Source organism: Enterococcus sp. AZ009 (assembly GCF_050548785.1).
Taxonomy (GTDB): Bacteria; Bacillota; Bacilli; order Lactobacillales; family Enterococcaceae; genus Enterococcus_D; species Enterococcus_D entomosocium.
Window position 1 is genome coordinate 1918714 of sequence record NZ_CP172960.1, and the last position, 23692, is coordinate 1942405.

Here is a 23692-nt window from a genome sequence, read left to right on the forward strand (position 1 = left end):
GAGTTGAAACCCATGAAAAATCAATGGCGTGTTATCGTTGGTATTTTACTGATTTTAGTGATCGTTTTATTTGCGGTTGCAAACAATATGACTGTTCCGATCAATTTTGGCTTCACAACGATTCAATCGCCACTGATCTTAGTCATTATTGGTTCTGCTTTGTTAGGCGCATTGATTTTGTTGCTGGTTTCCACAAGTGCAATGTTCCGTCAAAAAAAAGAACTAAAACAATTGAGAAAAGAGCTCTCGGATTATCGCACGAATAACGAGAAAGTTCTGCAAGATGAACGAGAAGCCTTGGAACGAGAATATATCAACAAGCAGGCGGAGTTAGCAGCTAGGCAGCAACAACTCGACGATCAAGAAGCGCAACTTTCGTCACGTGCTGCAGGCGCCTCAACGCCGCCAACGATTGATGAAGAAATGAAGTCTTTTGAATCGCAAGCCTAGAATACATGAGAGCAATTAAGAAAAGAGTTTGCCGGCGCATCGTTCGCTGCAAGCTCTTTTTTGTGACATGAAAAAATAAATTGTTTCTTTCGTTGTTTTTCCTTTTTACATAAACTTTGCTATAATAACCTAGTTAGGAGTGATTTGGTGAAACGTGCAAATTTTCATTGGGTGCTACCGCAAGATAGCGAAGCTACCCCTGTATTTAAAGAATTGATCCAAGCAAGAAAGATTCCTGAGCGCATCGGCGCGTTGCTATGGCAAAGAAATATTCGAACAGCAGAAGCGCTAGACGCTTTTTTATCAACGGATCTGCAATACCTTCATGATCCGTTTCTCTTTCATGATATGGATAAGGCCGTGGAACGGATCCATGAAGCCATTTTAAATGGTGAGCGGATCTTGATTTATGGCGACTATGACGCAGATGGGATTACGAGCACCACCGTATTAAAAGAAACACTGGAGTTGCTAGGGGCTGAAGCTGAATATTATCTGCCCAATCGCTTTTCAGATGGGTATGGTCCCAACATAACTGTCTATAAAGATAAAATTGCGGCAGGGACGCAATTGATCATCACCGTTGATAATGGGGTATCTGGACATGAGGCAATTGCTTATGCTCAAGGGCAAGGGGTCGATGTGATCGTGACGGATCACCATGAACTTCCTGCAGAACTCCCAGAAGCCTTTGCCATCGTTCATCCCCGTCACCCTGAAGGAAACTATCCGTTTGGTGATTTAGCGGGAGTCGGTGTCGCATTTAAAGTGGCTTGTGCCCTATTAGAAGAAGTGCCCGTCGAACTGCTGGACCTTGTTGCAATTGGGACGATTGCTGATATGGTTTCTTTGACAGATGAGAATCGACTACTAGTCAGCAATGGCCTGAAAATGATCCAACAAACTGATCGGCTTGGTTTGAATGAGTTGTTGACGGTCAGTGGATTGAAAAAACGAACAGTCAACGAAACCGATATTGGTTTTGCTGTTGGCCCCCGCCTCAATGCAATTGGTCGGTTGGAAGATCCTAATCCTGCTGTTCGTTTGTTAACCACATTTGATGAAGAAGAAGCAGTAACCTTAGCCAAGACATTAGATACGATCAATCAGCAGCGAAAAACTTTCGTTGAAGAAATCATGAAAGAAGCGCAAGAAAAAATCGACCCTGCCAATCATGTTCATCTGGTCGTAGGTGATAACTGGCACGAAGGGGTTTTAGGAATCGTAGCTGGACGTATCATGCAAAGTACCGGACAGCCCGTGATCGTTTTGACCAAAAAAGAAAATGGGTTAGCAAAAGGGTCAGGTAGAAGTGTCGCTGCGTTGAATCTATTTGAAATGTTGGCTACGATGAAAGACATGTTTACCAGTTTTGGTGGTCATCATGCGGCGGTCGGCTTAAGTATCCCGATTGATCATTTGGACATGTTACAAGCTCAGATGAATCGCTATGTGGAAGAAAATGGAATTGATCTTAGTCAGGGAATCCCCTTAGCGATCGATGAGGAACTGCCATTGGCGGAAGTATCGATCAACTTTATTGAGTCTTTAAACGTTTTAGCGCCTTTCGGAACGGACAATCCGTTACCGAAATTTCTGTTTTCCAATTTATCGACTCAAAATGCCCGCCAGATTGGTACCGAAAACCAGCACTTGAAGTTAGTGATGACAGATGAGTCCAATCTACAGCTAGATGTGATTGGCTTTGGTTTTGGAAAAGACTCAGTAGAGTTTGAAAATGATCGACTATCGATCGTTGGTCAGCTTTCAATCAATGAATGGAATGGCAACAAAAAACCGCAGCTGATGTTGGATGACTTTGCAGTGGAAGGGCTGCAGTTGTTTGATTATCGTTCGAAAAGGAGTCGGCAAGGTGTCTCTCTGGGAAATGAAACATTAGGGGTCGTTTTCAATAAGAAACTGCCTCGAGAGCTGCAAGGATTTTGTGGACAAACGATCTTATTCGACTCGGTGGCTGCTGTGAAAGATACATTTTGTGCTGGTCCGTTCCAAGAGATCGCGTTTTTAGATTGTCCTGCTGATTCTGCTGTGATCAAAGAGGTCGTTCAAGCGCTTCATGCTTCAAGAATTGCGTTTGTGTTTTACTCGACGGAAGATGCCTATTTAGACGGGGGAGGCACCAGAGAGCAATATGGTCGGCTTTTTCAATTGATCAAGCAGCAGCCTCGTTTGGATATTCGCTACAAATTAAAGATGGTCGCTAACTATCTAAAAATTCCAGAAAAATTACTTATTTTTATGATTCAGGTGTTTTCTGAGCTGGAATTTGTTACAATACAAGATGGTGTTTTGAATAAAACGGCTGATCCTGTTTCTCGTCCGCTGACAGAGAGTCATTTGTATCAGCAACGACAAAAAATGATCAAAACAGAAGAATTTTTATTAATGAGTGATTTATCAACCCTACGTCAGTGGTTGACAGTCTAGGAGGAAAAAAAATGGATTTAAAAGAGTATATTGCTAGTATTCCGGATTATCCCCAAGAGGGAATTATTTTTCGGGACATCTCGCCGTTAATGGCTGATGGAGAAGCGTATCGTTATGCGACACAGCAGATCGTTGAGTATGCACAAGAAAAAGGCATCGATATGGTGGTAGGACCAGAAGCCCGCGGATTTATCGTTGGTTGTCCAGTTGCGTACCAGTTAGGTGTCGGCTTTGCCCCAGTACGTAAAAAAGGCAAATTGCCACGGGAAACCATTGAAGCAGAGTATGAAAAAGAGTATGGCGTGGATGTTTTGACGTTGCATGCCGATGCTATCAAACCAGGACAACGTGTCTTGATCTGTGACGATCTACTAGCAACTGGTGGAACGATCAAAGCAACGATTGAACTCGTAGAAAAACTAGGCGGTATCGTTGTGGGCTGTGCCTTTTTGATCGAACTAATGGATTTACATGGAAGAGATAAAATCCAAGGTGTTGAAATCAAGACGTTAATGGAATACTAAAAAAGAAGAAACAAAAAAAGGACTCGCAGGAGTCCTTTTTTGTTTCTTCTGCCTTATGGCGTATGTAGGGGAAGGATCATGGTTCGTAACGATAAAAATCATGATCGTGATAATAATGGCGGTTACGTTTGCGCTCTGCTTGGCGGAATTTCTTTTCATCCCATAGCATGAACCAAAGCATCATTAGAGGACAAAAAATCAGAACAGCACTTAGAACGCCAAAATAGCCAATAACAATACCCATCAATAAAACCCATAACATAAAACCAAATCGACGAACTGCTTTCATCTCATTCACTCCTTAAATAATACGAACTTATGTTTGTATACTTATTATACGAATGTTTGTTCGGTTTGTAAAGAGGAAAGAAAAAAAATCTTCGTAAAAACGAAGATTTCCTAGTCAGCTCGTTGAGCATCAAAGCAGATGTCGATACAACCCAACAACCAATCCTAAAATCGTTACGTCAGGCAAAATGATTGGTTCTAAGTAATCATTTTCCGGTTGTAAACGAATGTAATTCTTTTCTTTATAGAATCGTTTGCAAGTAGCTTCATCTTCATCTGTCATAGCGATCACAATATCACCATTTTGCGCACTTTGTTGTTTGCGAACGATCACTTGATCGCCGTCAAGGATGCCAGCATTGATCATACTTTCTCCTCGGATCGTCAACATAAACAAACTACCGGTACTATTTGCTAAATCTGGCGGAATCGGAAAGAAATCGGATGCATCTTCCACTGCTAAAATCGGTTCTCCCGCAGTTACGACACCAAGCATCGGAATGGATGCTGGCTGAACATCGATTTTTTCAAGACCGGAAGCAGTTAATTCAATGGCTCTGGGTTTTGTAGGATCTCGCAAGATCAACCCCTTTTTTTCAAGTCGGGACAAATGGCCATGAACAGTTGAGGTAGAAGATAACTGAACGGCTTCGCCAATTTCGCGAACAGTCGGCGGATAGCCTTTTTCAGTGACACGGGTATGAATGAACTTAAGAATTTCGATTTGTCGATTTTCTGTTCGTTTTGCCAAAACTGACACCTTCTTTCATTTGATAACATTAGTGTACCATAGGTATATCGAATATTCAAACAAATGTTCGCTTTTTACACTATTGTTTTTATTCGCTAGTTTGTAGTAAAATCAAGAGGGAAAAGGAGGAACGAATATGCTATCTCAAGAAAAATTAGCTCGAATCAATGAACTTGCCAACAAGAAAAAAACAGAGGGTTTGACTGAGGCAGAAACGAACGAACAAAAAGTTCTACGTGACGAGTATTTAACCGCCTTTCGTGGAGGAATGCGTCACCATATCGAAGGAATGAAGATCGTTGATCCTGAAGGTGCTGATGTGACACCAGAGAAATTAAAAGAGATTCAAAAGAAAAAAGGTCTCCACGGCAGATAATTGTGAATTCCTTTTCATTGCTATTGAAATAAGCATCTGAATCACGTATAATAAAAGATGTAATAAAGGTAAAAAAAACCTAAATTAGGAGGAACTACCATTGTTTGATAAAATCGATCAATTAGGAGTGAACACCCTTCGTACATTAAGTATCGAAGCCGTACAAAAAGCCAATTCAGGACATCCAGGATTACCGATGGGGGCAGCACCCATGGCCTATGCCTTGTGGACCAAACACTTGAAAGTCAATCCAACGACTTCTCGCAACTGGGTGGATCGTGACCGCTTTGTTTTGTCTGCTGGACACGGTTCGGCGCTATTGTACAGCTTGTTGCATGTGTCTGGTTACGATGTGACCATTGAGGATCTAAAAAACTTCCGTCAATGGGATAGCCGCACACCAGGACATCCAGAAGTCGATCACACAGACGGCGTGGAAGCAACCACTGGACCTTTAGGACAAGGGATCGCTATGGCAGTCGGTATGGCAATGGCCGAAGCCCACTTGGCTGCAACCTACAATCGCGACAAGTATCAAGTCATCGATCACTATACCTATGCCTTATGTGGCGATGGGGATTTGATGGAAGGTGTTTCGCAAGAAGCTGCATCCATGGCGGGTCACATGAAATTAGATAAACTGATCGTCTTGTACGATTCAAACGACATTTCCCTAGATGGTCCGACCTCAAAAGCCTTTACAGAAAATGTCGGTGCGCGTTTTGAGGCGTATGGCTGGCAACACATTCTCGTTGAAGACGGCAATGATTTAGAAGCGATCTCGAAAGCGATCGACGAAGCAAAAGCTGAAAGCGACAAACCAACCTTGATCGAAATCAAGACTGTGATCGGATACGGTGCGCCAAATCAAGGCACCTCTGCAGTTCATGGTGCGCCGATCGGTGCCGAAGGCATTTCAGCAGCCAAAGCGATTTATGGCTGGGAATACCCAGAATTTACCGTACCTGACGAAGTTGCCGCGCGCTTCAAAGAAACCATGATCGATGAAGGACAAAAAGCTGAAGCAGCTTGGAACGAAACCTTCCGTGCCTATGAAGCAGCCTACCCAGAACTTGCGGCGCAATTCAAACAAGCCTTTGCGGGTGAATTGCCAGCAGATTGGGATGCAGCATTACCAAGCTACGAAGTTGGCAGCTCACAAGCTAGTCGAGTATCCAGCAAAGAGATGATCCAAGCCTTATCCAAAGCCGTCCCTAGTCTCTGGGGTGGATCGGCTGACCTTTCTGGATCCAACAACACGATGGTGGCAGCAGAAAAAGACTTTGAACCTGGCCAATACGAAGGCCGCAACATTTGGTTTGGTGTCCGAGAATTTGCGATGGCGGCAGCGATGAACGGAATCCAATTGCATGGCGGTACGCGAATCTATGGCGGAACCTTCTTCGTCTTCGTTGATTACTTGCGTCCAGCGGTGCGCTTGTCTGCGATCCAGCATGCACCTGTGATCTATGTCTTGACGCATGACTCCGTGGCGGTGGGAGAAGATGGACCGACGCATGAGCCAATCGAGCAATTAGCCAGCGTCCGGTGCATGCCAAATGTCCAAGTGATTCGTCCAGCAGACGGCAATGAAACCCGTGCTGCCTGGAAATTGGCCATGACGACAACGGATAAACCAACGGTCTTAGTCTTAAGCCGACAAAATCTACCAGTGATCGAAGGCACGCAAACCGGTGCGGATGAAAATGTCGCAAAAGGTGGCTACGTGATTTCAAAACAAGCTGGTGAAACACCAGCGGGGATTTTGATCGCCACAGGTTCTGAAGTGAATCTTGCGGTTCAAGCACAAGCTAAATTGGCAGAAGAAGGCATCGATGTATCGGTGGTCTCCTTACCAAGCTTTGATCTGTTTGAAGCGCAAAGCTCAGAATACAAAGAAAGCGTCTTGCCAAAAGCAGTGAAGAAACGGGTAGCGATTGAAGCGGCTTCCCCATTTGGTTGGGAACGTTACACCGGTTGCCATGGAAAAGTGATCGCGATCGATCACTTCGGTGCATCAGCACCTGGCGACAAAGTATTAGCAGAATTCGGCTTTAGTGTTGAAAATGTTGTGAATACTTTTAAATCAATCGATTAATTGATCGACAATCAATCAAAGCTAGCACGTTCGAGAATCTTTTCGATTTTCGAGCGTGTTTTTTTCGAGTACTGCTCACTCTGAAAGTGCCAGAGTGACTTATTTAAGGTAGTAGTGGCTAAGATTTCTGAAAAATGGTTTCACCACAAGATATAGACTCTTTTAAATAGTAAGAGAGAAGCAATACAATCCCATTCTAATAGTTTTTTTAAAAACTTCTCAGTAATTAACAAACTGAGAGGGATGTCCAGAAAGTTTTTTAAAAGTCTTTTGTCGGGTCAAAAGTGAACATTGTTTGCACTGCTAGGCATTTTTCCGTATAATAGCTGTATTGATTTATTTGAAAAAACGTACAGTTACTGGAGGAAAAAGATGGGAAGTTATCAAACAAGAAGTGAAAGACATCATCAACCAAAGAAGACGATGAAAAGACCTAGTAAAAAGGCGGTGGTCTCTTTGATGGGTGCAGGAATGATGTTAGCACCAATGACGGTCACTTTCGTTCCTCAACAGGTACAAGCTGCTGAGAATCAATATGCGACGCAGGACATCTCAGGGTTCATCGAACAAATTGGCTGGTCAGCACAAGATGTTGCTGCCAACAATGATCTATATGCTTCTGTGATGATCGCTCAAGCGATTTTGGAAAGCGGCTATGGTTCTTCCGCATTATCCAATGCCCCCTATTACAATTTATTTGGGGTCAAAGGCAGTTACAACGGACAAAGTGTGTATATGCCTACCCAAGAGTATTTGAATGGTCAGTGGGTAGAGATGAATGAACAGTTTCGTCAATATAACTCTTATTGGGAATCGTTTCAGGATCATGCGAACGTCTTGCGAAGTACAAGTTTCGCGACAGGGACTGCTCATTACAGTGGTGTCTGGAAAAGCCAAACAACCTCATTTTATGATGCAACGAATTACTTGACGGGACGTTATGCTACCGATCCAGGTTACGCACAAAAACTGAACTGGTTGATCGAAACCTATCAGCTTACACGGTTCGATACAGGAACGACACAAAATACAGCTTGGACAAACACAACTAGCACAACGACCAGCGAAACAACGACGACCACGTATTCAGGTAGTACATCTTCAGCACAGAGCTATCAAGTTGCTTCTGGGGATACGCTTTGGGATATCGCCAACCGATTTGGCACAACCGTTGATGCGTTGATGGCATCGAATGGATTATCCAGTGAGATCATCGTTATCGGACAAGAGTTGATCGTATAAGTAAGTTAAAAACCTTAAGATGGATTGCTACAATTGCAGCCAATCTTAAGGTTTTTTTGACGTGGCAATCAAACTCTGGTCAGTGGAAATAGAACAAAGTATAAAACTATATGTAAAAAAATTTGAAATTGCTTACTTTTTATTCGCAACTCCGAGGTATTTTAGGTAGAATGGAAGAATAAGAACGGGAGGGATTTTCAATGACAAAAATCTATCAATCGGTCAATGAATTAGTTGGTCATACGCCAATCGTCAAATTAAATCATATCGTAGAAGAAGGTTCTGCTGATGTGTATGTGAAATTAGAGTTTTTCAATCCTGGGGGTAGCGTAAAGGACAGAATTGCTTTAGCCATGATTGAAAAAGCCGAAAAAAGCGGCTTATTGAAAGCCGGCGATACGATTATCGAGCCAACCTCAGGAAATACGGGGATCGGTTTAGCCATGATCGGTACGGCGAAAGGCTATCGGGTTGTGTTGGTTATGCCAGAAACGATGAGTATCGAAAGACGGAAAATCGTACAAGCTTATGGTGCAGAGTTGATTTTGACGCCTGGGTCTGAAGGGATCACAGGATCCATTAACAAAGCAAAAGAATTAGCGGAGCAAGACGGCTACTATATGCCATTACAATTTGAAAATCCAGCTAACCCAGAAATTCATGAAAAAACGACAGGAAAAGAAATTGAGGATGCATTTGAATCAAAAGGTTTAGATGCTTTTGTCGCTGGAATCGGCACTGGTGGAACGATCACTGGAGCGGGCAAAGAACTGAAGCGCGTCTATCCTAATTTGAAAATAGTTGGTGTTGAGCCTGCTGAATCTGCGATTTTAGAAGGTGGTAAGCCAGGACCGCATAAGATTCAAGGGATCGGTACTGGATTTGTCCCTAAAGTATTAGATACCGAAATTTATGATCAAGTCATTGCAATTGCCAGTGACGATGCGATGAAAACTGCACGGCAAGTTGGGATGAAAGAAGGGATTTTAGTTGGAATCTCTTCAGGGGCTGCGATCCAAGCTGCTTTACAGGTAGCAAAAGAACTAGGCAAAGGCAAAAAAGTTTTAGCAATCGTGCCTGACAATGGCGAACGTTATTTGTCCACAGCACTGTATCAGTTTGAAGACTAACAATCGAGAGAAAGCAGGCATTGAAATGTCTGCTTTTCTTTCTCGAAAAAAGGGGACGGAAGCGGGCTGAAAAAAGCGTTTTGCCTTTGAAAAAATAAGGAAAGCTGTTTGAATTTTTAGGTTTTACATAGTATGATAGGTGAGATAAGAGAAATGGAGGAACTCCTGTGAGTACGATCTACGATGAAGCGATCAAACGATTAAAACATGAAAATATTCGTATTACACCGCAGCGAGTAGCGATATTAGAGTTTTTAGCCAGTCACGATGCCCATCCGACCGCTGAAGAGATTTATCGAGCGATTGAAGTTCATTTTCCTGGTATTAGTGTCGCAACGGTATACAATAACTTACGTTTGTTCACAGAAATTGGCTTTGTAAAAGAAATGAATTATGGAGATGCCTCCAGTCGTTTTGATTTTACAACGGAGCCTCATTATCATGCTATCTGCCAAAAGTGTGGAAAGATCGCTGATTTTTACTATCCAGGATTGGAAGATGTCGAAATGGCGGCTTCGAAATTAACTGGGTATCAAATAAATAACCATCGACTAGAAGTTTATGGTCTATGTCCCGAATGCCAAGTGAAAGAGGAGGAAACAAAATGAAGATAATTTCTACAGATCAAGCACCACAAGCAATCGGTCCTTATGTTCAAGCAAAAATCGCAAACGGCTTTTTGTTTGCTTCTGGTCAAGTGCCATTAGATCCTGTTTCGGGGGAAGTTGTCGGTACGACGATTGAAGTACAGACTCAGCAAGTATTGAAAAATATCAACGCGATTCTTGAAGCGGCGGAACTTACGCCAGATGACATCGTTAAGACGACATGTTTTTTAAAAAATATGAATGATTTCGTTCCTTTCAATAATACCTATAGCACATTGTTCAATGAAGAGTTACCTGCACGTTCTGCTGTAGAAGTTGCCCGCTTGCCAAAAGATGTTTTGGTTGAAGTTGAGATCATCGCAGCAGTCAAAGAAAAAGCGTAACCAAGAATGAATCGTGGGACGTCCGCCTTTGCGTCGTCCCCTTTTTATTGGATCGATCCTGGACCAAAGGATCATAGAGTTTCAGGTGAATCAAGGAGAAGAGGATACAGTATGGTTTCGTTAAAGGACTATTTAGCAAAAGGGCAAACAACGATATCAAATTTGCTTTTAGAAAATTACCATCATCTTGGATTGACAAATGACGAATTTTTGTTATGGCTGCAGTTGTATCGCAGTCATGAGCAAGGAAATGATTTCCCTGATTTACGTGAGATTGCCTCTGTGATGGGGAGTGATCAAAAAGAAATTTATCATTGGTTAAATCAATTACTTAAAAAAGATGTACTGCGAATGGAATCAAAAAAAGATGCTGCCGGAAAAATGGTTGATTATTATGATTTCACAGGAATCTATGACCGTTTAGAATTTCTCTTGACACAGCAATCGAAAAATGAGGCAGTAGAATCAAATGAAGAAAAAATCCGTGGGTTATATCGCTTGTTTGAAGGCGAGTTTGGTCGGCCATTGTCAGCAATCGAATACCAGCGGATCGGGCAGTGGTTGGATGAGGACCATTACGATCCGGAATTGATTCAGTTTGCTTTGCGAGAAGCGGTTTTGAATCAGGCTTATAGCTTAAATTACATCGATCGTATCTTACTTTCTTGGGAACGTAAGAATATCACGTCGAAAGCGCAAGTTGAGGAAGAACAAAAAAGAAGAAAAAAACAATTTCTTCAAAATGAGAGTATTTCACAGGAAGAAGGGCCAATGCCTAAAATCCCTATGCATAATTGGTTAGAAGGAGAGTAATAGACAAGGAGTTCAAATAGTCCTATGATCAGCAAAGAAAAAACAATGATCGCCATCGAAACAATGTACGAGATGTTTCCCGAAGCGCATGGTGAATTGGTATCCAAAAATGCGTTTGAATTATTGATCGCAGTCATTTTAAGTGCGCAAGCAACAGATGTCTCGGTAAATAAAGTCACCCCGGCACTTTTTGAGGCTTATCCTACACCGCAAGCTTTGAGCGAAGCACCTTTAGAAGATGTGATTGCAAAAATCAAGTCGATCGGTCTGTATCGAAACAAGGCAAAAAATATCAAAGCTTGTGCTTCGGAACTATTGCTACGTTTTGGTGGTGAAGTGCCGAAAACAAGAGAAGATTTGGTTTCTTTGCCAGGTGTCGGCAGAAAAACTGCGAATGTGGTACTTGGTGATGCCTATGGGATACCGGCAATCGCTGTCGATACCCACGTCGAACGGGTGTCAAAAAGATTGCGCATTTGTAAATTAGATGCCAATGTACTAGAAGTTGAACAAACGTTGATGAAAAAGATTCCCGAACCATTATGGGTCAAAACCCACCATACGATGATTTTCTTTGGCCGTTATCATTGTACCGCGAGGGCGCCAAAGTGTGAGATTTGCCCGTTGTTGGCGATGTGCCAAGAAGGAAAGCTTCGCATGAAGGGGAAGAAAACCATTTAATGGTGAACATAGACCAAAAGTATCTAGGATCAAGACGCTAAGCGAAATCGCTTAGCGTTTTTTTTTGCACAAATTTATAAAAAAACAGGTAATTAACGTAATACCCTTTATTAAAGCCCTTTCAAGTAACTGGAAAAACATAAGCTTACTGAATTTTTTTGATTACACCACTCAAAATCAGGTGTTTTTTCACAAATAGATCGTGTGAGGGGTGATGCTCGATGCGAAATGAACCTTCCAATACGCCTTTTTTTTGAAACTATTTGTAAGCTTAGTATGATGGGCTTCTTTCGCAAAATTTTTACCCTTTCTTTTTATAAAAATGCTTATTTTTGGTCAATAAAAAGGAATATTAATAAGAAAATTCACCCATTGGTGAAAAATAATATTTCAAATCTGTGAAAATCATCAGTATAGTGAACTTTGTCAAAAGTTATAAGTCTTTCTCTGCTATTTTACGAATGACAGAAAAAGCGTTGCACACTTCAAATGATTCTGAAACGATCTCAAAATCATTTTTGTTAACGGGTCTTAGGCAAACGCTGTTTTGAAAAGATCACTTATAAGACGTGGCAAGTATAGAGGAGGAGGGAGAATGAAAGGAGAAAAGGTATGGAAATTAGTTCGTATGGTTCTGTTTTGCACTCTTTTTTATGGGATAACTATTTCTACGGCAGCGGTGAATGCTCAGGAAGTGCAGTCGGTTGAAACAGAAAGCTCTGTGCTCTTTACCGGTGTTTATGAGCCTATTGGGCAACCCGAACCAGCACCGCCAGCAGGCCCTACAGAGAATATATCGCCACCAAACAAGGTAGCAAAACCAGGTGGTATTTTACCAAAGACCAACGAGACAAGAACTTACGGCGTAATCTTTCTTGGATTACTGCTTGTACTGGTTGTATTGTATGTGCAATATACCAAACATCGATCAAAATTTGTGATGGTTAAAAAGAAAAGACAAATAATTTGAAAGCAGGGATTAATTTGAAATTCGTACGATTTGCATCGGCAGCTGTTTTAGCTGCAACTTTATTTACTATTAGCGCGGAAGCCTTCGCTACTGAAAGTGTAACAAACCATGATACAGAAGGGAAAGTTCTCTTTGTACCAAACGATAGCGAAGCGACAGTGGTTCAACCACCAAATCCTGGTCCTAATGGTCCAGATGTAGAGATCAATCCAGTCGGCCCGGAAGGACAAACGGGACCATTGACGATTGCTTACGCACCTACGCTTAATTTCGGTGAGCAAGTGATTTCTAATACCGATCAAGAATATAAGCTAGTGGCTGAATTACACAAGCTAAAAGACGCGGAAGATAGTGAAGAAAGAGTTCCATATGTTTCATTTGCTCAAGTCCAAGATACGCGTGGGACAAATGCTGGTTGGGACTTAAAAGTTTCCTTAAGTGCTTTTGAATCAGGAACACAGAATAATGAACTGACTGGAGCAAGAATTCGTTTTAATTCGCCAAAATTGGAATATAACGGAAGCAACCAAGAAAATGAGCCACAAATTCATGCGGATGGATTGATTTTAGATGCTACAAATAGTGAACGTTCGGTTCTGACTGCTGCTCAAACAAAAGGTGCTGGCGTATCGTCAGTCGTTTGGGGCGATCAGGAAGAAATCAATCGACAAGTAGAAGCAGGTGCAGAGGTTGTTGAAAATGCTGGAATCGAGTTACTTGTTCCTGGATCAACAGCAAAAGACGCTGCTCTTTATGAAGCAACTCTTACTTGGACTTTGGCTGCAACAGCTGGACCGGACGGAGAAACGGTTGAGTAACTTGGTTTTGTACTGAATAAAAAAAGAAAGAAGGAACTAGAAATGAAAAAGATTCGTTTAACTACGGTCGCTGTATTATCCACCACTTTACTAGCAGGAGGCGTTCAAGCCTTTGCCCAATCTTCATTAGAAACGACTACCGATAACGTTGTAGGGTTTACCTCAGACGGAAGCGATCTAACAGTGGTACAACCGCCAGTCGTGCACCCAGAAGTAGAAACAATCGAACCAACACCGCCAGGACAAACGGGCCCATTTACCATTGCTTATGCACCACAAACATTCGATTTTGGTCAGAATGCTATTTCTACCAGTGATCGTTGGTATTCAATCGTTGCTGACGAGCGTAATTTGGCTGATCAATCAGGGACGACACCGTACGTATCGTTTGCCCAAGTGCAAGATACCCGAGGAACGCATGCTGGTTGGACATTAAATGTTAGTCTAACTGATTTTACTTCTGAATCAGGAGATGTCTTGACTGGGGCAAAAATCAAGTTGGCAAACCCTGAAATCGTGTTCAACAAAGGCGAGGGTGATCGAGACTTACAGCCAAGTGCCGTTATCAATAATGAAGAACAAAATGCGTTGATCCTAGATGTCAACGATCAAGACATTCCTGTCATGCGTGCTTCGGTCGGTCAAGGCGCGGGCGCTTCATCGATTTACTGGGGAGATCAGGAAAAATTGACGGAACAAAATCTTAATAAACAAGAAGGCGAAATGATCAGAAATGATGATATTCAACTATTTGTACCAGGCTCTACCACGCAGCTAGCAACTAACTATACTGCTGAAATGACATGGACGCTAACTGCTTCTGTTGATAGTGGCGGCGAAACAGTAAATCCGTAAGAAGGATCATAGCTTGCAACAAGAAACAACTGGCAGGAATAGTAAATTATTCCTGCCTTTTTTGGAAGGAGAACCACTTTTGACTGAACAACGTATGAGAATGAAATGGATAAAAACGGTTACCTGTGCGGTCATCCTACTATCATTCTTTTTTTCACCAAGAATGAGCTATGCTCAGACAGAATCAGAATTAAACTTTTATGTGACGCCTATCTTACCGGAAAGTCAGCTGGAAGGAGGGGCGTTGGGGTATTTCGATTTAAATCTTGGGGCAGGAGAACGTGATGAATTGGCTTTAGAGATCGAAAATGGTTCTGATCAAGCGATCGAAATAGAAATTTCTGCCCATACGGCATTTACGAATGTGAATGGTGTTGTGGAATATGGCAGGGATGCAGAATCCCCTGATCCGACTTTACCTGCATCAATTGATGAACTGGTAGAGGTGCCTGAAACCGTATTGTTCGATCCATTAGAAAAACGAATCATTTCTTTACCGATTACGATGCCAGAAGAGGAATTCAAAGGGGTTTTGGCAGGTGGCATTCGAATCAAAGAGGTTATTTCGGAAGAGGAGCAAACACAATCTGCTGAAGAAGGATTAGGCATTCGGAACGCATTTTCCTATGTCATTGGTGTGGTAGTAAGCAACAATCGGTCCGCAACGGATCCGGGATTGGAACTGCTTGATGTTTTTGCCGATCAAGTAAACTACCGAAACGTATTTAGTGCTGTTATCCAAAATTATACAGCAACATTTGTCAATCAATTGGAAGTAACAGCTGAAATTCGTTCTGTTGATGGTGAGACGATCTTATATGAAACAAGTCAATCATCTATGCAAATGGCTCCTAATTCACATATGCATTTCCCAATTCCCTTGGATGGCGATCGTTTTCGTAATGGGGAGTATGTATTGAATCTTACTGCGCGGTCAGGAGAGGAAGAGTGGTCTTGGGAACAGATATTTAGCGTAGAGGCAGAAGATGCTCGCCGCTTAAATGAACTCGATGTCACTGTAGATACGTCACTCAATTGGTGGATGATCGCCACGGCTGGTCTAATCAGCTTGCTTCTAATTATTGCGATCATCCTAATTGTTCATAAGAAAAAAAATGCAAAGGAAGGTGGGAAAAGTTGAAATGAAGAATACCCCGCACAAGGTAATAATTGCGATCATTATTGGATTACTAAGTGTGCAAACTTTTTTTCCAAGTCTGAGCAGTATCCTATTGCCGGAAATTCACGCCATCGATCACACGATTGAACCGTTGGACGAAACGCAGAATATGTCCTTGCTTGATAAAGCAACACAACCGATCCAAACAAAAGAATTTGACATCCATCAACCTTTTTTTCAGTTTCCAGTTAGTGTGATTGAAGGTGTCGTGGATCAACCGATCGACGTTTTCGTCGTATCAAGCCAACCTTTAAATGAGATTACGCTAGTTGTAGCGAAAGAAGCAGCGATCGTGGAAGAAGAATTTGCTGCAGAAGTGAAGAATAAGAAGCTGTCTGAAGAAGAACAGGAATGGACGCTCACCTTTGATGAAGAGCTAATGGAGTTCGAGATTCCTATCGTCTTTAATAAAATAGGCGATTATCGACTTTTTATAGGTGAAGCGGAACTAACGATCGAAGTACAGGCAGAAGATGACGGGGAAGAGGACTTGGATGATGATGCAGATAATGAAACGATCGAGACAGAGGTCTCACCATCAGACACGCCGCAGGAAGGGAAACGAACCACGCAACCTTCTAATGACGCGAAACTAAATGAGAATCAGCAAGACACAGAAGCTGACCAAGCAGAAGCAATTGCCCAATTGACAGAACCGGTCACACCGTTAGACGAAATCAGTCATCGGGATGTTTCCAACTGGCAAGAGTTTATGGCGGCAATCGTGAATAGAGAAGTAAATTATATCAATATCGTAAATGACTTTGAATCATCAAACAATCCTACTCAAGGAGTTTCCGGAGTGGCTGCGGGAAGTGCAACTTCCAACCCGTCGAATGGGGTAGCCTATATTTGGACCAATGCTTCTGGAATTTCGAGAACGCTTGTGATCGAAGGCAATGGGTATCAAATCGACTTTAGAGCTGTTGCTGTCGGATTTTATGATAGTACCGTCAATAGTGCATCGCCGTGGGATATCACGTACCAAAATATCGATATCGTTCATGGCAACTATTATGGCTTCATGAATTTTACAAATATGAGTATTCCGCAACAAAATCTATCCAGAATGCGTTACCACAATTTAACCAACGCGGGCAATCAGTTGATCCACTCGTTAGCGACACCTGTTATTATGTCTGGCGAAGTAATATCGCATCAAACTCCGACATATACTTCCAGATCTGGACGTGTGCAAACGATCAATGCAACCAACCAAGCAAATATGGAAGTAACACAATTGGAAATTCTTGATAACGCAACAGTTGACATGTCGACAATAAATTCCGGCAATATCTATTTATATTATGCAACGGGGCGTATGACTATTGGCAATGATGCAAAGATGTCTCTGCGTGCAGCTGGAACAGCCGGTGAGGCTTTTGGAGCAAATATTTATATTGCGAATGGACGGATCAATATCGGTAATCGATCAGAGCTTCATTTGACTGCCCGAGCCAACTCCCCCGCAATCAGTATGTATGCTAGCGGCGCCCACTTTGAAATGTCTGAGGATAGCAAAGTGGTAATCAAAGCTGACGGACGTACCACAAGCCTCAATGGATGGGGCTATAACATTATCTACATGGGTGCTGGAAGCACGATGCTTATTGGAAATAAAAGCAGTGTCGAAATTGATGCAGTGAATCAAGGGACCACCACCTCCGGAGTGATCCATGTAGCCGGTGCCGCCACATTTATTGTTGCTAAAGAAGGAGTCTTGGATATTAAGTCGGACGGAACCAATCCCTCTCATTCCTTGATGACATTTTTGAGCTCGGCCTCAACCTTCACTTTTGCGGATGCACAACGCATCAATTTAGAGAAAACAAGGGCGGTTACCGGAAATGCAGCAAATAGTAGCCTTATTTCGATTTCCGGCAGCGGCGGGCTATTAGATGTGGATATTCAAGCTGCGAAGCAATGGCGGCATGGAAACTTGACGGAGGAACCAGACTTCAGTTGGAGTCCAATCTTCAATTTAAAAGTGAATTTTGCCTCTACCTTGTCATCGATTTCGAATGTTTCTTCCATCTCACAAGAGATCGTTGATCATTTTCGCGCGAATTTTACCACAAGAGCACAACGTATTCTATTTGAATATATTCCAGATGTCGAGGTTCATTTAGAACCATTAACGGAAGATCCGGCACTGGAAGGCTCAAGAATCATTAGGGGAAAAGCCACACCATATAGTGTGATTCGTTTTGACGGAGATCCAGCGATTCCCGCACCGCAACTGCAATCACCCTCTTTTGATGATAACAGCTTGTTTCATCTTCAAGCAGATGCCAATGGTGATTTCAGCTTGACCTTAGCCGAGGGGGAGCGGTTTACAAAACATAATACGGTGACGGCTTACGCTTTCTTAAATGGAAAATTCGATACAGCTGAAACAGTTGTTCAAGAGATTGCCACAATGAATCCACGAGATCCGATCGCGCCAGATATTGAAGTGAATCCAGAAAATAAACCGGATATACCAGAACATTTAGGGTTTATCAGTATCGATTTCATCTCCCAGTATAGCTTTGGAGATGTATCAATAAGTGCAGATACCAAACAGTACAAGGCATTGCCACAACGTCTTAGCAGTGCTGATGGCTCAGTAACTGAGGAACGGCCAAATTACGTGCAGATTTCTGACCGGCGCGCTCAATTTACCGGCTGGGAATTAAACGCGACATTATCCGCTGCAGGATTTCGTAATGATCGAGGAGAAGAACTTCGGGGTGCACGAATTATTTTAGAAAATGCAGTTATGCTGACGAATGCCGCCAATTCAGCAATTCCTCCCACTTATAGTGAATCAATGATCCTTGATCCTGGGGTACCCGCTTTGATCGCTGAAGCGGATGCAAATGAAGGAAGCGGTACCTGGATTCAGCGCTACGGGGATATGGGGACGATGGGGGATAGTGTCAAACTTGAAGTACCCATTGGATCAAATCCGCGTAACATGACCTATCAAGCAACGATTGAATGGGAGTTAAGTTTTGTCCCATCTACCGAATGATCGATGCTCAATCTTATCAAATGGAAGCTGTTGACGCCTATGACAGCTTCCATTCTTGATAGGAAGACAGTGAATAAATCGGTTGAAAAGCAGTGGATTTTAACGCTTTTTTATGGTAGATCACGCTGCTGAGCAAAATCTGCTTAAGCTGGCTAAATCAATCGTTTGCTTCAAAAATAATCGCGAAGATACAGAGTTCACCTAAACTCGTGCAAAAACTATTCAAGCAACTTTGAATCAGTTCGTCAGGTTTTGATCAAAACCAATGATGCCGGCTGAAACAAGAGAAAGGAAACTGTATGAAGAGTAGAAAAAAGAAGTCATATTTAACATTATTCAGTGCTGGGATTTTAGCAAGCCAACTTTTTGTTTCTCCCGTATTACTGGCGAAAGAAAGCCCTCAGCCTGATAACTATTCAGAAAATACAAATGTCGAACAGCAACTTGATGACCAAGATTCATCGGCAGCAGAAGCCCAAGAGAGTCAAGAAGACGTCAGCAAAGAGCAAACGGAGGGCTCGACCGAGTTATCCTCCGAATCAAATGAGCCGCTTATGGATTCAGAAACAGCAGATACCGTTGTAGAATCTCTTGATTCGTCTGAAGAAGCAGACTCAACGCAAACGACCGAGTCATCGGAAACGACCGAACTAGAGGAATCAGAGTCCGCGGAACCTTCCGAGGAAGAGGAAAAAATAGATGCTGAAACGGACGATCTAGAAGTAGAAACAGAGAACAAGCCAAAAAAGACCGACTTGATTGATGAGTCATTGGCACCAAAAGAAAATGAAATTTCAACTGAGAGCAACGAAAATACTGAAAATGCAAAAAAAGAGGAGCCGAAAACACCTCCGATTATTGCACCTGAGCAAGTAATAAACCCTGTCGTTCAATCACCAGATGCTACTTCTCACTTGAAAAATTCTTTTTATGATGGACGTACCATTGATTTACCAGAGAGTTTTCGGGCAGCAAAGATCGCAGATTCGAATCTGTTAGATTTCACCTTGCCGATATTAGCTGATTATGATGCGCAATGGCAAGCGGCATTCGTCTACGAGATCATCGGGCAAATTGGTGAACTAGAAGAACCATTGACGATGGACGAATGGATCAATGAACGGATCAAAGCGGTTATAAAAGGAGAAGCTAGCTGGATAGAAAAAGAACAGCAGGTTGAACAATTACAACCGGGGGATCTTTTATATGACGCAAATAAGTTAATCGGTATCTACCTCGCAGATGGTTACCAAGCAAGTTTAGTGACAAATCAAGAAGAGCCAACGAAAACTGCCATCGAAGTTCAGCGGGTTTCTATCGAAGAGCTGCTATCGATCAGACGGCTATCAAATCCTGAATTGGCTACATATGGCGAAAAGCTAGTTACTGAATATCCAGCCCCTTACGAATTTACAGTGAATCAAAAGACCCAGACGTTTATTGAAACATTGGCACAAGAAGCCCAAAGCTTAGGGCAAGAATACGATGTCTTTGCTTCGGTATTGATCGCGCAAGCGATCCTTGAAAGCGGCAGTGGCGACAGCGGGCTTTCCAGCAGTCCCCATTATAACCTTTTTGGGATCAAAGGCAGTTATCAAGGAAACAGCGTGACTTTACCAACAATGGAAGATAAAGGCAACGGAGAACTATTCCAAATTCAAGCCGCCTTTCGTTCCTATTCAAGTTATCGAGATTCCATGGCTGATTATGTCAAATTGATTCGCGGAGGAATCACTGGAAATCCAACCTTTTATCAAGACGTGTGGCGCTCTGAATCAAAAAACTATCTTCGGGCAGCAGATGCTTTGACGGGCACTTATGCGACCGATGTTAATTATAGTAAAAAAATCAATTCGCTGATTGCGGTCTATGGATTGACGCAATATGACCAAGTGATCGCAACAGAAACAGGCTTGTTTATCCAAGGAAAAGAACAAATTCCAGAAGAGTATCGCTCCCTCATGACATTTCGAGAATACAACGGTCGTGACTACAATCTTTCTGGTTCGTATCCTGTTGGACAATGTACTTGGTATGTGTTCAATCGCGTGAGTCAATTAGGCGGTCAAGTAGATGACTACATGGGAAATGGTGGTCAATGGGGCAATACCGGACGACGTTTAGGTTACAACGTCAGTCAAACACCTAAAGCAGGCAGTATGATCTCTTTTGCACCTGGAACAGCTGGATCTGATCCTCGTTATGGGCATGTCGCTTTTGTTGAAGCCGTTGGTCCAAATGGTATTTTGGTTTCAGAAGGAAATGTCTATGGTGGAACCACAATCTCTTATCGCGTGATCAGCAATGAATTGGCGCACTCATCAAGTGTTTCATATATTATGCCAAAATAAGGATGGAGGGCTGGCAATATGAGTAAAAGGCATAGACAAATAGGTCTTCCTATCAGCGGTATCTTTTTGATGGTCCTTTTGCTTATTGCGTTTCTTCAGCCGTATCGACTGGCGTTAGTCAGAGGAACGTCCATGCTGCCGACGATCGAGGATCGACAAGTTGTGCTGATCCATAAAAAGCGCCAGCCAAATCGCTATCAGCTGATCGCTTTCGAACAGGAAGGGAAATTTTTGATCAAGAGAGTGATTGGTGTGCCGGGGGATTCCTTCGTTCGTACACAGGAGCGTTTGTTGATTGGGGCGGAGGATACTGACTTTGATTTTTCATTTATGATCACTGTGAAGGATGAAGCCGTTGAGGCGTTGCCGATTCGGGGGTACCTCAAAGAAGATGAGTACTTTGTCGTTGGCGATGCACTGCTCACTTCAAGTGATAGTAGAGAATTTGGAATCATTTCAAGTAAAACCTTTTATGGTGTGGTGACCACGTTCTTCTGACACATCAGCTTCTTGAAAGGAAGTTTGCGATGATTCATTTCTTGCAACATATCAACGAGACTAAGTTTGTATCAAAAGGGATGAATAAAACGAATTTTAGTTTTGATGGAAGGAAGAGACTGTGATTTTTATCTATATTGGGATGATACTGCTTGCCATTGGAGCAGGTAGTATCATCGGTTGGCGATTGTATCGAGAATATTTATTAAGAAAAGTTGAAAAGCAGCTGTCGTCAGATGCTTTAGCCAAAAGGAAACTGCGTTTATTTAAGCACAACCTGCGCAGTGGGCACCTGCTAATTGTATTGGGCTGCAGTAGTGCCATAATCGTAAGTGTCTTGCTACTAACAGTTTTTCAGCTGACAGGCGGCATTCATTTGCAAAGGCTGCAAGAAGAAACTAGTCAATTGAAAGAGGAAGTCTTCGCGCTAAGAACTGAGCAAACGGAATGGATGCGTATGCCGATTTTTGCTTATCCTGAGAACGGCTTTGCTTTTGAAGCGATTGATTGGGAGCATTTACTCGTATCCAATGATCGTGAAGCACAGTTTGCAGCTGAATATGAGTTGGCCTATCAGTTATCACCATATCTAGGTCGCACCGTAGCGATGATTTTTGTTGATCAGCCCTTGCAAGAAATCTCGATTGTTCTATCTAGCAAATTACCATCAATTGATGACTTAAACGGATGGGAAGAAAATTTTTCTCGTCTACTCCATGATATGCAGAACGTTCCCTTGATCACCCAAGGAACCTTCTCTGTTCAATTTTCCAAGGATTCTGATCAGTCCTTTGAGCAGACGATCATTCGTGACGAGAATGGAGTTTGGACCCTTTTAGAACGCAGCTTTCCAAACACTGACGCTCAAGAAGTAGCTAATAACGAGGGGAGCGAAAGCATATCCTCTACTCCTCAAACGGATCAAAGTGAAACGATCAATACAAATGAACAAAAAGGCAGTGTGAAAAATTAATGATGAAAAAGAAAAACAAAGGTTTGTTTTCTGTCCAAAAGCTAATGGATGAAGTAAATCAATTATCCATAGGAGAGCTGAATGAATTTGAGGAGACAAATCAAGAAGAGGGAATCATTGAGGATCAAGGGTCCGCAAAGGCTACGCCTGAAAAAAAAGAGAAAGGAACCAATCGACAAGCGGACAATGAACCCCCTAAAACCCAGAAAGAAACAGCGAAACCTGTCGCACAGACTTTAGCAAAACCGATTTCTCACCAAAGAGTGTCTGTTGATCAACAGACAGATCAAAGTGTCAAAAAGATAGCAGTGCAGCAAAAATCCTCTGGGAACCGTGATAACCACGCCAAAGATAGTCAACTCGTTGAAGACAAAGGAGAACGTATGGAGAAAGAATTGAGTATAAACCAGACACATCAGCAAGAGTCAGAAGAACAAGAAAAGGATCATATGATTGAAAATTTATCTTTTGAAATTAAAGAATTGATTTTAGAAAATGAGCAACTACAGGAAGAAAAAAAACAGTTAAAAAAACAGCAGAAGGTAGTGGCTCAACAAGAAGCAGAGGCAAAAGAATTAAAAGCTTCGCTAGTAGAAGCGAATAAGAAAGTCAAAGACCTAGAAGAACAGCTTACAAAAGTAGATACAGAAAAACTTGAAGCAAAGATCCAGCAATTAGAAGCTAAGTTAGCTGTTCAGCAAGAAAAAGAGCAAAAAGAGAAACAAAATTACGAAAAGGAACGCGCTGAATGGACGTTGAAGCGGCAAGAAATCCAGCAGTTGCAAGAAGTAATTGCTGATTTGAAACAGCAATTGGCAGAAAAAGAAGAGCTTGCAGCAAAAGTTTCAGCTAGCGAATCAAATGAAGAAGTCGCAGAGCTTCAGGCGAAGATCGAAGCACTACGGGAAGAAAATGCAACCCTACAAATCGAAAACGAGCAGTTCCAAACAGAAATCAGTGAGGTTTTAGTCTTTGCTAGAAGAAAAGCAAATCGCACGATTCAAGAAGCGAAGATCGAATCTGAACGAATGATCCGTACGACAGAAATGCGAATCGATGGCATTCATGATCGTGCCAAGGAGATTCTTTTTGAAGTGAACGAGACAAAAGAAAATGTGATTCATTTGTTTGACGATCTGCATAAGCAAGTTTATCAGCTTTCAGATAAAAAATTGCTTTTTGAAGAGCTTGAAAAGTAAGCTTCTACATTTATATGGTCGTTAGTAAAAAAACAGTAGA

At 42.3% G+C, this 23692-nt stretch carries 22 protein-coding genes; 20 read left to right on the top strand and 2 right to left on the bottom strand.

Annotation, left to right across the window (positions count from 1 at the left end):
• The first annotated feature begins 12 nt into the window (after positions 1-12).
• The 3 genes from IGJ74_RS09235 to IGJ74_RS09245 all read left to right on the top strand — a co-directional run bounded on the left by IGJ74_RS09235 (position 13) and on the right by IGJ74_RS09245 (position 3422).
• Positions 13-450, top strand: a complete 438-nt coding sequence (locus IGJ74_RS09235; protein ID WP_005236087.1) for a lipopolysaccharide assembly protein LapA domain-containing protein — start codon at positions 13-15, stop codon at positions 448-450.
• Between the two features lie 147 nt (positions 451-597).
• A complete protein-coding gene (gene recJ, locus IGJ74_RS09240) occupies positions 598-2898 on the top strand; it encodes a single-stranded-DNA-specific exonuclease RecJ (RefSeq protein ID WP_218193561.1) in 2301 nt (766 codons plus the stop codon).
• A gap of 11 nt (positions 2899-2909) precedes the next feature.
• Positions 2910-3422: an adenine phosphoribosyltransferase gene (locus IGJ74_RS09245; RefSeq protein WP_005226167.1), complete on the top strand. Its 513-nt coding sequence runs from the start codon at positions 2910-2912 to the stop codon at positions 3420-3422.
• Between the two features lie 76 nt (positions 3423-3498).
• Here IGJ74_RS09245 and IGJ74_RS09250 read toward each other — a convergent pair whose 3' ends face one another.
• Entirely contained in the window at positions 3499-3711 is a 213-nt protein-coding gene (locus IGJ74_RS09250) for a hypothetical protein (RefSeq protein WP_005236082.1), read from the bottom strand.
• Positions 3712-3840: 129 nt separating this feature from the next.
• A complete protein-coding gene (lexA, locus tag IGJ74_RS09255; protein ID WP_005226165.1) occupies positions 3841-4461 on the bottom strand; it encodes a transcriptional repressor LexA in 621 nt (206 codons plus the stop codon).
• A 136-nt stretch (positions 4462-4597) separates the two neighbouring features.
• On the opposite strand from lexA, the gene IGJ74_RS09260 reads away from it, so the two are divergent.
• The 17 genes from IGJ74_RS09260 to IGJ74_RS09340 all read left to right on the top strand — a co-directional run bounded on the left by IGJ74_RS09260 (position 4598) and on the right by IGJ74_RS09340 (position 23652).
• On the top strand, positions 4598-4837 hold the full coding sequence (locus tag IGJ74_RS09260) for a DUF896 family protein (RefSeq protein ID WP_005236078.1): 240 nt from the start codon (positions 4598-4600) through the stop codon (positions 4835-4837).
• Between the two features lie 100 nt (positions 4838-4937).
• Entirely contained in the window at positions 4938-6935 is a 1998-nt protein-coding gene (tkt, locus tag IGJ74_RS09265) for a transketolase (RefSeq protein ID WP_430608375.1), read from the top strand.
• Between the two features lie 372 nt (positions 6936-7307).
• On the top strand, positions 7308-8177 hold the full coding sequence (locus IGJ74_RS09270) for a glucosaminidase domain-containing protein (RefSeq protein WP_087664155.1): 870 nt from the start codon (positions 7308-7310) through the stop codon (positions 8175-8177).
• A 200-nt stretch (positions 8178-8377) separates the two neighbouring features.
• On the top strand, positions 8378-9307 hold the full coding sequence (gene cysK / locus IGJ74_RS09275) for a cysteine synthase A (protein WP_005236064.1): 930 nt from the start codon (positions 8378-8380) through the stop codon (positions 9305-9307).
• Positions 9308-9474: 167 nt separating this feature from the next.
• Positions 9475-9915, top strand: a complete 441-nt coding sequence (locus tag IGJ74_RS09280) for a Fur family transcriptional regulator (protein ID WP_005226158.1) — start codon at positions 9475-9477, stop codon at positions 9913-9915.
• Positions 9912-10298: a RidA family protein gene (locus tag IGJ74_RS09285; protein ID WP_005236057.1), complete on the top strand. Its 387-nt coding sequence runs from the start codon at positions 9912-9914 to the stop codon at positions 10296-10298. Before IGJ74_RS09280 ends, IGJ74_RS09285 begins: the two co-directional genes overlap by 4 nt.
• 111 nt (positions 10299-10409) lie before the next feature.
• The gene (locus tag IGJ74_RS09290) at positions 10410-11111 is read left to right on the top strand and encodes a DnaD domain protein (protein WP_016611727.1); all 702 of its coding nucleotides are present in this window, start codon (positions 10410-10412) and stop codon (positions 11109-11111) included.
• 24 nt (positions 11112-11135) lie between these two features.
• Positions 11136-11792 (top strand): endonuclease III, encoded by a 657-nt coding sequence (gene nth / locus IGJ74_RS09295; protein ID WP_005236053.1) that lies wholly within the window; start codon positions 11136-11138, stop codon positions 11790-11792.
• A gap of 595 nt (positions 11793-12387) precedes the next feature.
• On the top strand, positions 12388-12762 hold the full coding sequence (locus tag IGJ74_RS09300; RefSeq protein ID WP_005236050.1) for an LPXTG cell wall anchor domain-containing protein: 375 nt from the start codon (positions 12388-12390) through the stop codon (positions 12760-12762).
• 14 nt (positions 12763-12776) lie between these two features.
• The gene (locus IGJ74_RS09305) at positions 12777-13580 is read left to right on the top strand and encodes a WxL domain-containing protein (RefSeq protein ID WP_034872689.1); all 804 of its coding nucleotides are present in this window, start codon (positions 12777-12779) and stop codon (positions 13578-13580) included.
• A gap of 42 nt (positions 13581-13622) precedes the next feature.
• Positions 13623-14435 carry a WxL domain-containing protein gene (locus IGJ74_RS09310; RefSeq protein WP_087664154.1) on the top strand — a complete coding sequence of 271 codons (813 nt, stop codon included), beginning with the start codon at positions 13623-13625 and terminating at the stop codon, positions 14433-14435.
• A 13-nt stretch (positions 14436-14448) separates the two neighbouring features.
• A complete protein-coding gene (locus IGJ74_RS09315) occupies positions 14449-15576 on the top strand; it encodes a DUF916 and DUF3324 domain-containing protein (protein WP_086372962.1) in 1128 nt (375 codons plus the stop codon).
• 1 nt (position 15577) lies between these two features.
• Positions 15578-18631, top strand: a complete 3054-nt coding sequence (locus tag IGJ74_RS09320; RefSeq protein WP_255324116.1) for a WxL domain-containing protein — start codon at positions 15578-15580, stop codon at positions 18629-18631.
• 299 nt (positions 18632-18930) lie between these two features.
• On the top strand, positions 18931-20982 hold the full coding sequence (locus IGJ74_RS09325) for a glucosaminidase domain-containing protein (RefSeq protein WP_087664152.1): 2052 nt from the start codon (positions 18931-18933) through the stop codon (positions 20980-20982).
• A gap of 18 nt (positions 20983-21000) precedes the next feature.
• Positions 21001-21480 carry a signal peptidase I gene (gene lepB, locus IGJ74_RS09330; RefSeq protein WP_015509748.1) on the top strand — a complete coding sequence of 160 codons (480 nt, stop codon included), beginning with the start codon at positions 21001-21003 and terminating at the stop codon, positions 21478-21480.
• 121 nt (positions 21481-21601) lie between these two features.
• Entirely contained in the window at positions 21602-22453 is an 852-nt protein-coding gene (locus IGJ74_RS09335; protein WP_254910584.1) for a hypothetical protein, read from the top strand.
• Complete coding sequence (locus IGJ74_RS09340; RefSeq protein ID WP_218193040.1) at positions 22453-23652, top strand: hypothetical protein; 1200 nt, start codon at positions 22453-22455, stop codon at positions 23650-23652. Before IGJ74_RS09335 ends, IGJ74_RS09340 begins: the two co-directional genes overlap by 1 nt.
• Positions 23653-23692: the final 40 nt, after the last annotated feature.

What these genes read in the sequence shown, in the direction of transcription:
- IGJ74_RS09235 (WP_005236087.1), top strand. Translation starts at nt 13, where the DNA reads ATGAAAAATCAATGGCGTGTTATCGTTGGTATTTTACTGATTTTAGTG.
- IGJ74_RS09245 (WP_005226167.1), top strand. Translation starts at nt 2,910, where the DNA reads ATGGATTTAAAAGAGTATATTGCTAGTATTCCGGATTATCCCCAAGAG.
- IGJ74_RS09250 (WP_005236082.1), bottom strand. Translation starts at nt 3,711, where the DNA reads ATGAAAGCAGTTCGTCGATTTGGTTTTATGTTATGGGTTTTATTGATG.
- IGJ74_RS09260 (WP_005236078.1), top strand. Translation starts at nt 4,598, where the DNA reads ATGCTATCTCAAGAAAAATTAGCTCGAATCAATGAACTTGCCAACAAG.
- IGJ74_RS09270 (WP_087664155.1), top strand. Translation starts at nt 7,308, where the DNA reads ATGGGAAGTTATCAAACAAGAAGTGAAAGACATCATCAACCAAAGAAG.
- cysK (WP_005236064.1), top strand. Translation starts at nt 8,378, where the DNA reads ATGACAAAAATCTATCAATCGGTCAATGAATTAGTTGGTCATACGCCA.
- IGJ74_RS09285 (WP_005236057.1), top strand. Translation starts at nt 9,912, where the DNA reads ATGAAGATAATTTCTACAGATCAAGCACCACAAGCAATCGGTCCTTAT.
- IGJ74_RS09290 (WP_016611727.1), top strand. Translation starts at nt 10,410, where the DNA reads ATGGTTTCGTTAAAGGACTATTTAGCAAAAGGGCAAACAACGATATCA.
- nth (WP_005236053.1), top strand. Translation starts at nt 11,136, where the DNA reads ATGATCAGCAAAGAAAAAACAATGATCGCCATCGAAACAATGTACGAG.
- IGJ74_RS09300 (WP_005236050.1), top strand. Translation starts at nt 12,388, where the DNA reads ATGAAAGGAGAAAAGGTATGGAAATTAGTTCGTATGGTTCTGTTTTGC.
- IGJ74_RS09310 (WP_087664154.1), top strand. Translation starts at nt 13,623, where the DNA reads ATGAAAAAGATTCGTTTAACTACGGTCGCTGTATTATCCACCACTTTA.
- IGJ74_RS09320 (WP_255324116.1), top strand. Translation starts at nt 15,578, where the DNA reads ATGAAGAATACCCCGCACAAGGTAATAATTGCGATCATTATTGGATTA.
- IGJ74_RS09325 (WP_087664152.1), top strand. Translation starts at nt 18,931, where the DNA reads ATGAAGAGTAGAAAAAAGAAGTCATATTTAACATTATTCAGTGCTGGG.
- lepB (WP_015509748.1), top strand. Translation starts at nt 21,001, where the DNA reads ATGAGTAAAAGGCATAGACAAATAGGTCTTCCTATCAGCGGTATCTTT.
- IGJ74_RS09340 (WP_218193040.1), top strand. Translation starts at nt 22,453, where the DNA reads ATGATGAAAAAGAAAAACAAAGGTTTGTTTTCTGTCCAAAAGCTAATG.